The following is a 12,036-nucleotide window of genomic DNA, read 5'->3' as shown; positions in this document are numbered from 1 at the left end:
CGTTACCTTGTGGTCACAGGCCGTCATTGCGCAGCAATCGGCGGGTCGACGAACTGGTTGGTGTAGAGCTCGTCGAGCTTGGGTTCCTGGCTGACGATGCCTTCGCTGACGTAGAACTGACGGACCTTGTCCAGGCGTGCCGGGTCGATGTGGCCGAGTACGCTCTGGTTGGCATAAACGTGCTCGACGTAAAGCTTGAACACTTTTTCCAGGGAGTCTTCCTTGCCGGCGTAGGCCGGGACCGCCTTGGCGAAGGTCACGGCGGCGGCACGCGGGTCGGCAATGATGTCGCGCATGCCTTGCAGGGTGGCCTGGACCACGCCACGCACCACTTGTGGGTGGTTTTTAATCGCGTCATCGGAGGCGAGGATGGCCTGGGCCATGCTTTCGAAAATCTGGTCCTGGGGAATCAGCTTGAGGTTCAGTCCGGCCTCCTGGGCATTGACCACCCAGTCCGGTACACCTGCCATGGCCTGGGCCTTGTTGGCCGAGAACAACTGCCAGACCCCGGCGGGGCCGGCGGCCTGGATGTTGACGTCGTTCTTGCCCAAGCCGGCTTTGCGCAGGGTGGCGAGGAGGGCGTAGTAGGTGGTGTCGGAGTAGGACATCACCGTCATGGTCTTGCCCTTGAGGTCGCTGACGGTGTTGATGTTGTCGCTGGCGTTGGTGGCAATCATCGTCACGCCACCGGCTCCCAGTACGGCCACTGCGCGCACCGGAATGCCATTGGCCCGGACCACGATTGGCGTGTCGCCAATCGCACCGCCGAGCAAGGCATTGCCGGCGCCGATCTGCTTGGCCACGTCGACACCGCCCTTGGCGGCAATGAACGTCAGGTTCAGGTCCTGAGCGGTGTAGTAGCCTTTTTCCTTGGCAATGATCCAGGGCGCAAAGGCCGGCGAGTTGGGCGGTGCCGGCAGCAGGTAGGTGACGTCGGTGGGCTGCGCCTGGACGCCGGCGGCCAGGCCGAGGCCAAGACCGAACACGCAGAATCGTTGAAACAGAGAGTTGAGCATGGACACTCCGGAATCAGATAAGGACGATGATCAATGCAATTCGGTGTCGGCGCCTACTTGCAACAACTCCATCAGGCGGCCTACCAGTGGGCCGATTTCCGGCAGCTTGCGGCGCTCCAGCGGGTTGTCGCGAAACGGCAGGTCGATGGTGATTTCTTCGATGATGGTGCCGGGGCGGGCGCTCATGACCAGCAGCCGATCGGACATGGCGATGCCTTCGATCAAGTCGTGGGTGATGAATAACGCGGTCTTCTTTTCATCGAACAGCATCCGCGCCATGTCCTGTTGCAGGATCATCTTGGTCTGGGCATCGAGGGCGGAAAACGGCTCATCGAGAAACAGCACCTGCGGATCAATTGCCAGGGTGCGGGCCAGTGCCGCACGCTGACGCATGCCACCGGACAATTGGAAAGGGTAGTGATCGGCGAAGCCCTGCAGATGGCAGCGGTCCAGCAGTTCCGTCGCCACGGCCTCACGCTTGGCCCGAGCGACGCCTTGAATCTCCAGGCCCAGTTCGACGTTACGGCGAATGCTGCGCCACGGCATCAGCAAGTCTTTCTGCAGCATGAAGGCGACTTTGCGGACGGGACCGGTGACCGCTTCACCACCGACAAACACTTCGCCTTCACTGGGGAGATACAGGCCTGAGCCCATATTAAGGATGGTGCTCTTGCCACAGCCCGACGGGCCAATGATCGACACCACTTCGCCGCGCCGAATCTTGAAATTCACCTCGCGTATGGCGAAAGGGGCCTCGGACTTTCCTTTGGCCGGGAAACATTTACCGACGTTACGAAATTCAATTTCGGTCGGTTCCAGCTCTTCCTTGTGAACAGGCTTATTCCATTGTGCGGCGACGGCGTACATCTCATTCACAGCCATGGGAGGGGTCTCTGGTCTGTTTTATAGGTGATACGTCGTTTAGTGCATGAACAATGCCAGATGTTTTTACTGAAGCGTATTTGTAGGAAAATTCTTTGTTATTAATAAGTTATAAGAATATAGGGAGGATTTTAATGTTTCATATATGAAACATGGTTTCTTATCTGGCACGAAAATGCACAGTGGCGATGCATTTCAGCCTCGACCTGCCTCATGAGGTAACGCGGGGCGAAGAGGGGCGTTTTATGGGTGAAACCGATTGAGGCTTCCAGTGATCCTGCATGCGATCAATTTGCGGGCTGGGGGCGACGGGGCTGTCCGGTAGTTACCTTTGTTCACTTCCGTTTAAAAAAGATTGAATATTCACAGAAAATGTTATTTAAATACCAAAATAATAGCGACACGACCTGCCTGGTCGTGGCTGCAAAAAAATGGGATGGCACTGTGAATGACTATTGAAGAGCGTTTGATGGAGAAGGCGAAGCGTGCTGCTGAGTGCACCTATTCGCCGTACTCCCATTTTCCCGTCGGTGCGGCGTTGCTGACCGCCAACGGCGAAGTGGTACAGGGCTGCAACGTGGAGAACATCTCTTACGGGCTGACCAACTGTGCCGAGCGTAGCGCTTTATTCAGTGCCATTAGTCAGGGCCATGCGCCGGGAAGCTTCAAGGCCATGGCGATCTACGCGCCAAACGTTTCACTTATAAGCCCTTGCGGTGCCTGCCGCCAGGTGATGCTGGAGTTGATGGCCAAGGATGCGGTGGTGATCTGCCAGGGCAATGACCCGGCGGCCACACGTATCTGGACCCTGGAGCAATTGCTGCCGGGCGCCTTCGACGCTTTCTAATCCTGGGCAGGCCTACGGGCCTGCATCCGCGTGGTCCAATGTTGAGGCGCCTGCATGATCAGTCTTGTCGGAATAGCGACACTTATTGCCATTGCCATTGCTTTATCCCACCAACGACGTTCGATTAACTGGCGCACTGTTTCGGTAGCGTTTGTGATCCAGGTCTTGATCGGCGCCTTTGCGTTGTACGTGCCATGGGGCCAGACGGTGCTGGCCTCGCTGTCCAATGCCGTGGCATCGCTGCAGCTCTACGCCAACAAGGGCATCGAGTTTCTCTTCGGTGGCCTGAGTTCACCGCACATGTTTGAAGTGTTCGGCAATGGCGGGTTTGTGTTCGCCATCAGGGTATTGCCGATGATTGTGTTCTTCGGCAGCTTTATTTCGGTGCTGTATTACATCGGCGTGATGGGCTGGATCATCCGACTGGTGGGTGGTGCCCTGCGTCTGTTGCTGGGCACCAGTCGTGTCGAGTCGATGGTGGTGACGTCGGCGATTTTCGTTGGCCAATCGGAGGTGCCGCTGGTGGTACGGCCGTTCATTGCCAAGCTGACACGCTCAGAGTTATTCGCGGTAATGGTCGGTGGTTTCGCTGCCGTGGCCGGTTCCGTATTGCTGGGTTATGCGGGGCTGGGCGTGGAGCTCAAGTACCTGATCGCGGCGTGTTTCATGTCGGCGCCGGGGGCCTTGCTGATGGCCAAGCTGATGGAGCCGGAAACCGAAGTCGCCCGGGCCGAACATCTGGTTGAAGAGCTGGGCCAGGCAGAGAACCGCCCCGCGAATATCATCGATGCCGCTGCCGAAGGGGCTCAGGTTGGCTTGCGCCTGGCCTTGTCCGTGGGCGCCATGTTGCTGGCTTTTATCGCCTTGATCGCACTCTTCAATGGGCTTCTGGGCTGGGCAGGCAACTGGTTTGGCTTTCCGCAATTGACCTTGCAATTGATCCTCGGGCACGTGCTGGCGCCCATCGCTTTTCTGCTTGGGGTGCCGTGGCATGAAGCGGTGATGGCGGGTGGTTTCATCGGTGAAAAACTGGTGCTCAACGAGTTCGTCGCCTATGCCGACCTTTCTAACTACCTGACCCCGGCCAAGGCCGCCGAAGCCGGTGTGCCGCTATTGTCGGTCCACACCCAAGTGATCGTCACCTTCGCCCTGTGCGGCTTTGCCAATCTGTCCTCGATCGCCATTCAACTGGGCGGCCTGACGGGCATCGCGCCGCAACGTCGCCACGAACTGGCGCGGCTGGGCTTGCGGGCCATGATCGGCGGCACGCTCTCTAACCTGATGAGTGCGGCCATTGTCGGCTTTTTCATTTCGCTGTAAAGGAGTGCGGTATGTGGTTGCCACAAGAAGTGATTCGCCGTAAACGCGACGGGCACGCCCTGGCGGCGGCTGACATTCAACGGTTTGTCGCCGGCATTGCCGACGCCAGCCTCAGCGACGGGCAGGTGGCGGCGTTCGCCATGGCGGTGTTTATCAAGGGCATGGACGTGACCGAGCGCATTGCCTTGACCGAGGCGATGCGCGACTCCGGCCAAGTGCTGAGCTGGGAATTGCCAGGGCCGATAGTGGACAAGCATTCCACGGGCGGCGTCGGCGACCTGATCAGTCTGCTGCTGGCGCCCTTGCTGGCGGCCTGTGGTTGCTACGTACCGATGATTTCCGGGCGTGGCCTGGGGCATACCGGCGGCACCCTGGACAAGCTCGAGAGCATCCCCGGCTACGACTGCCAACCCAGCCCTGAGCGGCTGCGCGCGGTGGTGGCCGAAGTCGGTTGCGCCATCATCGGCCAGACCGCCAACCTCGCGCCGGCGGACAAGCGATTGTACGTGATCCGCGATGTGACCGGGTCGGTGGAGTCGATTGATCTGATCACCGCGTCGATCCTCGGCAAGAAACTTGCCGCCGGCCTCGACGTATTGATCATGGATGTGAAGACCGGCAACGGCGCGTTCATGGCCGAGCCTGAGCAGGCTCGGGAACTGGCGGCCAGTATCGTTGCGGTGGCCAACGGTGCCGGGGTCAACACCCGCGCCCTGATCACCGACATGAACCAGCCGCTGGCGCGCAGCGCCGGCAATGCGCTGGAGGTCGCCGAAGCGGTGGCCTTGCTCAAGGGTGAGGTGCGCAGTGAACGCCTGTGGGCGGTTACGTTGGCGCTGGCCAGTCAGGTACTGACGATGGCCGGCCTGGCGAGCGATGACGCACAGGCCCGTGATCAACTGCACCAGGCCTGGCAGAGCGGGGCGGCCCTGCAGCGATTCGAGCAGATGGTCAGTGCCTTGGGCGGCCCGCAGGGCTTTACCCACAACCCCGACGAGCATTTACCCAAGGCTGCTGTGTCGGTGCCGGTGTGGTCCGAGGAAGAAGGACGTATCACCGAGATCGACACCCGCGCGGTGGGCCTGGCGGTGGTGGCGCTGGGCGGTGGACGCAGTCATCCGGATGACGTGCTGGACCTGTCCGTGGGCTTCAGCGAGTTGGCCTTTGTCGGTGAGCCGGTGAATGCGCAACGGCCCCTGGGTTGGGTCCACGCGCGCAATCCAGAGCAGGCCGAGCAGGGCGCATCCGCCTTGCGCGCAGCCTATCGGTTGGGCGGCGAAAGCCTTGCCGCGCGCGCCTTGATCCAGGACATCCTATGAACAAAGCCATCGTGTTGGTGCTGGACTCTCTGGGCATCGGTGCCAGTGCCGACGCTGCTCTTTTTGGCGATACAGGCGCCGATACATTGCGCCATATCGCGCAGGCGTGCGCCCGTGGCGAGGCCGATGGGGCGTTGCGCAGGGGGCCACTGTCATTACCGAACCTGGGTCGGTTGGGGTTGGGTGCCGCAGCGGCGGCCAGTGGCGACGGGCCGTTGCCGGGCAACTGGGGGGACGCTGCGCCGATCGGGGCCTTCGGTCATGCACGAGAACAATCCTCAGGCAAAGATACGCCGTCCGGGCACTGGGAAATGATGGGCGTGCCGGTGTTGTTCGACTGGGGTTATTTCGAGCAGCCGGTCGATTCTTTCCCGCCGCAGTTGCTGGCCGACCTGATTGAGCAGGCTGGGTTGCCGGGGATATTGGGCAATTGCCATGCCTCGGGCACCACCGTGCTGGATGAGTTGGGCGAGGCACACATCCGCAGCGGGCAGCCGATTTGCTACACCTCGGCCGACAGCGTGCTGCAGATCGCCGCCCACGAAAGCCATTTCGGGCTTGAAGCGCTGTACCGGGTGTGCGAAATCGCACGCAGACTGTGCGATGAATACACAGTCGGACGGGTGATTGCCCGACCGTTCACGGGGGAGCGCGCGGGTGAGTTTCGCCGCACCGGCAACCGCCGTGACTACACCGTACCGCCGTCCTCGGCAACGCTGCTTGATCGCCTGTGCGACGCCGGCGGCACCGTGCATGCGGTGGGCAAGATCGGCGATATTTTCGCCCATCGAGGCATCAGCCGTTTGTACAAGGCGGATGGCAACGATGCGTTGTTCGATGCCACGCTCAAGGCCTTCCAGGAAGCGCCAGACAATAGCCTGGTGTTCGCCAACTTCGTCGACTTCGACATGCTCTACGGACACCGTCGGGACCTGGCCGGATACGCTGCCGCGCTGGAGGCCTTCGACCGCAGGCTGCCGGAACTGCTGGCGCTGATGGACCCGCAGACGTTGCTGATCATCAGCGCCGACCACGGTTGCGACCCGTCGCGACCTGGCAGCGATCATACCCGCGAGCACGTGCCTGTATTGGCCTTTGGTGCCGGCGTGGCGGCTGGATGGTTGGGTGAGCGAGGCAGCTTTGCCGATATCGGCCAGACACTGGCTGCACATTTGGGAGTGGCGCCGTTGGAGTGGGGAGCCTCTTTTTTGTTACGGGATCGTCCTTCATCGCCTTGAGGGTAAACCCCCTCGATTGACACAATAGGTGATCGACACATTCCCTGTAGCTGCTGCCGAGGCACGAGGCTGCGATAAGGGCCGAAGGACCTTCAACGGTTTCAAGATCCTGACGACTGCTGCGCAGCCGATCGCAGGCTGCGCCAGCGGCTACAGGTGATCGGCATGGCCCCTGTAGGTACCGTCCTGCCCATCTCGGGGTAAGCGGCGTTTTTGCTTAAGTGAACAGCCTTGCGGCTCGATTGACAGGATTGTGCAAGAAATTGCTAGTTTCGTTCTATCTCCAAGTTACCCCTGCCTGATCAAATACGCTGTCAGACAACTTGCACATGTATCCGCAAAGAATCGGTTGTGGGTTGTTCATAACTTAGTCTGTTTGTTTTAAATAAAAATCCTTATCATTAAGCTTTGGCCGGTTATGTAAAGTTTGGCCGCCGCTACTTGGTTGTTTGCGGTGCCTGCGAGTAATGTGTGTCATCAATAGATTGAAACGGGAACAGGCTGCAGGTGGTGTGCGGTATGGCATCTGTCGCGTCGATCACCAGGATGGAGTTATTTAATGAGCACTTCTGAAGTCTCGCTGTCTCGGCGTCAGTTTATTGTGGGCTCCAGCGTATTGGTTATTGGTGCCTATCTTCCGGGCAAGGGCGCGCAAGCCAAGTCCGGCGTTAATAACGAAGCCGCTTTTGTACCCAATGCCTTTGTGCAGATTGGTGAAGACGGCATCGTTACGGTATTGAGCAAGCATTCCGAAATAGGCCAGGGCGTGTACACCGGCATGGCTACATTAGTGGCCGAAGAGCTGGACGCCGACTGGTCGCAGATGCGAGTCGTCGCGGCACCGGTGGACACGGCGGTGTACAAGAACCTGACCTTTGGTTTTCAGGGCACCGGTGGTTCCAGCTCGGTGGCCAATGCCTACCAACAGATGCGCAGCATGGGCGCCATGGCGCGGGCCATGCTGGTCCAGGCGGCGGCGAAGGAATGGCAAGTGCCGGCGCAGCAGATCAGCGTCAAGCAGGGGCGCATCAGCCACGCGGCCAGTGGGCGTGAAGCCGGCTTCGGCGAGTTCGCGGCGCAGGCCGCCCGCTTGAGTGCCCCGGATCCTGCCTCGTTGACCCTCAAGGACCCGGCGAACTTCACCCTGATCGGTAAACAAACGGGCGTGCACCGTGTTGATTCGTTGGGCAAGACCAACGGCACGGCGCAGTTTTCCGAAGACATCCACGAACCCGACATGCTCACCGTCACCCTGGCCAAATCACCGCGTTTTGGCGGCAAGGTCCGCCGCTTCGACGCCACCGAAGCCCTGGCGGTGCCCGGGGTGGTGGCGGTCAAGCAGGTCGATACCGGCGTGGCCGTTTACGCCAAGGGTACGTGGGCGGCGATTCAAGGCCGCAACAAGCTGAAAGTCGAGTGGGACGACAGCCAGGCAGAAATGCGCAGCACTGAGCAGATCTTCACTGAGTTCCGTGAAGTGGCGCAGAAAACCGGGGTGACGGCAAAAGTCGTCGGGACGCCCGATGACGCTTTCAAAAACGCCGACAAGGTGATCGAAGCCGAGTACAGCTTCCCCTATGTGGCCCACGCGCCGATGGAGCCGCTGGGCGGCTATCTGTTCTGGGACGGCAACACCGTCAAGGCCCGCTATGGTTGCCAGATCCAGACCCTGGACCACAAACAGCTGTGCGATCTGTTCCAGTTGCCACCGGAAAAGGTCGAGATCGAAACCATCATGGCGGGCGGCAGCTTCGGTCGCCGTATCGATTTGGGTAACCTGGTGCTGGGGCCGGACCTGGCGGCCGACATGGCCGCAGCGGCCAAGGGCATCGGTCCCGGCCATGGAATCAAGGTGGTCTGGACCCGCGAAGACGACCTGCGCAACGGCTGGTACCGGCCGATGATCCTGCACCGCCTGCGCGGAGCGATCCGTGGCGGCAAAGTGGTCGCCTGGACCGACACCATTGTTGGCCATTCCTGGACGCGCAACAGCGCCATGGATGCGCTGGTGGTCAATGGCGTCGACCTGATGATGGTCGAAGGCGCCAGCGAGATTCCCTACACCTTCGAGCACTTTCGTTGCGACGCGCATATTGTCCCGGGCAAGGTACCGACCACCTCGTTGCGTTCGGTGGCCAGCACCCATACCGGGCATGCCGTCGAGAGTTTTATTGACCAATTGCTGCACGAAAGTGGACAAGACCCGGTAGACGGGCGCCTGGCCCTGATGGGCAATGCGCCTCGCGAGGCGGGTGTACTGCGTGCGGTGGCCAAGGCCGCTAACTGGCAAGGCCCGGGCGTGATCGAGGGCAGGGCGCGTGGCGTCGGTGTGGCCAAGGCTTTTGGTACCTATGTGGCGCAGATCGCCGAGGTGTCCCTGGGCGAGGGCGGCGTGCCGCGGGTGCATAAGGTCTGGTGTGCGGTGGATTGCGGCATCGTGGTCAACCCCGATGTGGTGCGTGCCCAGATCGAAGGCGGCATCGGCTACGGCCTGGGCATTGCCTTGCACGGCAACATCAGCCTCAAGGACGGGATTGTCGAGCAGAGCAATTTTCACAACTACCGACCCCTGCGTATCGACGAAATGCCGCAGATCGAGGTGATCATCGTGGCGTCCGGCGAGGTGCCCACCGGGGTGGGCGAACTGGGTGTGCCGGTCATCGCTCCGGCGGTGGGCAACGCCCTGGCCCAGCTTGGACTGCCCCGTTCGTCCCTCAGCCTGCCTCTGCAGCGGCCCAGCGTATAAGGAATAACCATGATCAATCTGACCGTGAATGACCAGGTGCTGTCCTTCGAGGGCGACCCCAACATGCCACTGCTGTGGTTCCTGCGTGACGAAGCCGGCATGACCGGGACCAAGTATGGCTGCGGCATGGCCATGTGCGGTGCCTGCACCGTGCACATGGACGGTGTGGCGGTGCGCTCTTGCGTGCTGCCCGTGTCTGCCGCGCAGGGCAAGAAGCTGACCACCATCGAAGGCGTCGGCGCCACGCCGGTGGGCCAGGCGGTGCAGCAGGCCTGGGTCAATCTGGATGTGGTGCAGTGCGGTTACTGCCAGTCCGGGCAAATCATGAGTGCCAGTGCACTGTTGATGCAGAAGAGCACGCCGAGCGATGCCGATATCGATGCGGCCATGTCGGGTAACGTCTGCCGGTGTGCCACCTATGTGCGGATTCGTGCCGCCATCCACGAGGCTTCCGGTGCCCTCGACAAAGGGCAGCCGTCATGACTGGCGCGTGGAAGCGCCTGTTGTGGTTGCTGGTCGCATTGACGGCGTTGGTGGTCGTCTATGTCCTGTATGTCGTGCTACGGCCGGTAGGAGCTGAACCTGCCGCGCCGATTGCCGGTGCGCCGGCACAGATCACCGACCCTCTGGCCCGTGGCGAATACCTGGCCCGGGCGGCTGATTGCGTGGCCTGCCATACCCAGCCTGGCGGCCAACCCTTTGCCGGGGGCCTGGCGTTCAAATTGCCGTTTGGTGTGATCTACGGCACCAATATCACTCCCGACCGGGAAACCGGCATCGGCAACTTGAGCGATGACCAGTTCGTGCGGGCAGTGCGCGATGGCGTCGGGCCTGAGGGCAACCTCTACCCAGCCATGCCTTACACCTCTTATGCGGCGTTGAGCCGCGAGGATGTGTTGGCGATCAAGGCTTACCTGTTCAGCCTGGCGCCGGTCAAACAGCCGAACCCGCGCAACGAGCTGCCATTCCCGTTCAACCAGCGCTGGGGCATGTCTTTCTGGAAGGTGGCGTTCTTCGATAACCGACGCTTTGCCGCCAACCCGGAAAAGAGTGAGGAATGGAACCGCGGCGCCTACCTGGCCACCGCATTGGGCCACTGTGGCGAATGCCATACCCCGCGTAACCTGGCATTTGCGATGAAACCCGGCCAGTACCTGTCTGGCGAAGTGATCCAGGGTTGGTACGCCGCCAATATCACCCCGCACCCACAGAGCGGTATCGGCGGTTGGAGCCAGGAGCAACTGGCCGCTTACCTGGCAACCGGTCACGCGCCAGGGCGCAGCAGTGCTTCCGGGCCCATGGCGGAAGCGGTGGAGCACAGCCTGCAGTACCTGGCACCCGCTGACATCCAGGCCCTCGTGACTTACTTGCGCGACATACCGGCCCTTGCCGGTGACGCAGCGGTCGCCGTCAACCTCAAGCCTGAAGGCGCCCTGGCAGCCAGCGTTGTGGCTCCGGCACAACAGCAGGATGCGTTTGGTCAGCGGCTGTTTGCGCAAAACTGCGCGGGTTGCCATCTGTGGAACGGGCAGGGGCGCCAGTCGTCTTATGCGTCATTGGTGGGCAGTACCGCCAGCAACGATCCGCAAGGACGCAGCGTGGTTCAGGTGATTCTCAAGGGTACGCGTATCAGCATCGGCGACCACCACGAGTCCATGCCGGCCTTCGGTCAAAGCCATTCCGACGAGGAAGTGGCGGCTATCGCCAACTATGTGGTCACGCAGTTCGGTGGCAAGAAAGGCTCCGTCACACCTGGTCAGGTGGCCGAGCAGCGTAAGCAATAGCGGGGCTGCGATGGGTTTGGGGCGGTATTCCCGAGGGCGGTCCTGCGGACACGCATCGCAGCCTCGTGCCTCGGCAGCGGCTACAAGGGTTGTCGATCACCTGCAGCCTGCGATCGGCTGCGCAGCAGTCGTCAGGATCTTGAAACCGTTGAAGGTCCTCCGGCCCTTATCGCAGCCTCGTGCCTCGGCAGCGGCTACAGGCACTCTTTGTTGGCATTATTACGCGTTTCGCAAGTCTCTATTCCAAATGTTAGCTAGCTAACTATCTGCAATGCCTGATACGTTTCAGCCCTCTAGGTCGCACCTCTGCGGCCTGAACGCCAGATCAACATGGCGACAATCACAATGCCTATCGTGAGAGGTCTGTATGGAACCTGGCAGTTATCAGTTGAGCATGAGCGTGCTCATGACCCCCGACAAAGCCAACTTTTCGGGCAACGTCCATGGCGGGGCGTTGCTCAAGATGCTCGATGAAGTGGCCTTTGCCTGCGCCAAGCGTTATGCCGGTCGTTACGTGGTGACCCTGTCGGTGGATCAGGTGATTTTCAAGGAACCGATTCACGTCGGTGAGCTGGTGACCTTCCTCGCGTCCGTCAACTACACCGGGCGCACTTCCCTGGAAGTCGGCGTGAAAGTGATGACCGAAAATATCCACGAGCGAACGGTACGCCACACCAACAGTTGTTATTTCACCATGGTCGCGATCGACACCGACGGGCGCCCATGCCCCGTGCGCCCGTTGCTGCCGGACACCCCAGGCGAATTACGCCGTTTTGCCCAGGCGCAATTGCGCAAGCAACGGCGCCAGGAGCTGCAAGCGCGCTACGCCGAGATTCGTGAATTGGGCGCCGCCTGCTAGGCCCTGTCTTTTCTGTCGGGCCTCA

General features: G+C 60.9%; 10 protein-coding genes. 8 read left to right on the top strand and 2 right to left on the bottom strand.

The window, feature by feature from the left end; genetic code table 11:
* Nucleotides 1–23: 23 nt before the first annotated feature.
* A complete protein-coding gene (locus J7E41_RS11805; protein ID WP_214993049.1) occupies nucleotides 24–1,016 on the bottom strand; it encodes an ABC transporter substrate-binding protein in 993 nt (330 codons plus the stop codon).
* Nucleotides 1,017–1,046: 30 nt separating this feature from the next.
* Nucleotides 1,047–1,883 (bottom strand): ABC transporter ATP-binding protein, encoded by an 837-nt coding sequence (locus J7E41_RS11800; protein WP_251029465.1) that lies wholly within the window; start codon nucleotides 1,881–1,883, stop codon nucleotides 1,047–1,049.
* A gap of 463 nt (nucleotides 1,884–2,346) precedes the next feature.
* Here J7E41_RS11800 and J7E41_RS11795 point away from each other — a divergent pair, with 463 nt between their 5' ends.
* From J7E41_RS11795 to J7E41_RS11760, 8 genes are all read left to right on the top strand, one after another.
* Nucleotides 2,347–2,745, top strand: coding sequence for a cytidine deaminase (locus J7E41_RS11795; protein WP_214993045.1), 399 nt, complete (start codon nucleotides 2,347–2,349; stop codon nucleotides 2,743–2,745).
* A 54-nt stretch (nucleotides 2,746–2,799) separates the two neighbouring features.
* A complete protein-coding gene (locus J7E41_RS11790) occupies nucleotides 2,800–4,065 on the top strand; it encodes a NupC/NupG family nucleoside CNT transporter (RefSeq protein WP_214993042.1) in 1,266 nt (421 codons plus the stop codon).
* An 11-nt stretch (nucleotides 4,066–4,076) separates the two neighbouring features.
* Nucleotides 4,077–5,384 (top strand): thymidine phosphorylase, encoded by a 1,308-nt coding sequence (deoA, locus tag J7E41_RS11785; RefSeq protein ID WP_214993039.1) that lies wholly within the window; start codon nucleotides 4,077–4,079, stop codon nucleotides 5,382–5,384.
* On the top strand, nucleotides 5,381–6,622 hold the full coding sequence (locus J7E41_RS11780) for a phosphopentomutase (protein ID WP_214993037.1): 1,242 nt from the start codon (nucleotides 5,381–5,383) through the stop codon (nucleotides 6,620–6,622). Before deoA ends, J7E41_RS11780 begins: the two co-directional genes overlap by 4 nt.
* Nucleotides 6,623–7,181: 559 nt before the next feature.
* Entirely contained in the window at nucleotides 7,182–9,368 is a 2,187-nt protein-coding gene (locus J7E41_RS11775; RefSeq protein WP_214993034.1) for a xanthine dehydrogenase family protein molybdopterin-binding subunit, read from the top strand.
* A 9-nt stretch (nucleotides 9,369–9,377) separates the two neighbouring features.
* On the top strand, nucleotides 9,378–9,851 hold the full coding sequence (locus J7E41_RS11770) for a (2Fe-2S)-binding protein (RefSeq protein ID WP_169355042.1): 474 nt from the start codon (nucleotides 9,378–9,380) through the stop codon (nucleotides 9,849–9,851).
* Complete coding sequence (locus tag J7E41_RS11765) at nucleotides 9,848–11,152, top strand: c-type cytochrome (protein ID WP_214993031.1); 1,305 nt, start codon at nucleotides 9,848–9,850, stop codon at nucleotides 11,150–11,152. Before J7E41_RS11770 ends, J7E41_RS11765 begins: the two co-directional genes overlap by 4 nt.
* A gap of 367 nt (nucleotides 11,153–11,519) precedes the next feature.
* Nucleotides 11,520–12,011 (top strand): acyl-CoA thioesterase, encoded by a 492-nt coding sequence (locus J7E41_RS11760; RefSeq protein WP_214993029.1) that lies wholly within the window; start codon nucleotides 11,520–11,522, stop codon nucleotides 12,009–12,011.
* Nucleotides 12,012–12,036: the final 25 nt, after the last annotated feature.

The organism is Pseudomonas fluorescens (assembly GCF_018614655.1).
Classification (GTDB): Bacteria; Pseudomonadota; Gammaproteobacteria; order Pseudomonadales; family Pseudomonadaceae; genus Aquipseudomonas; species Aquipseudomonas fluorescens_BX.
The sequence above is the reverse complement of the archived record's forward strand: the minus strand, read 5'-3'. Positions and strand labels throughout refer to the sequence as shown.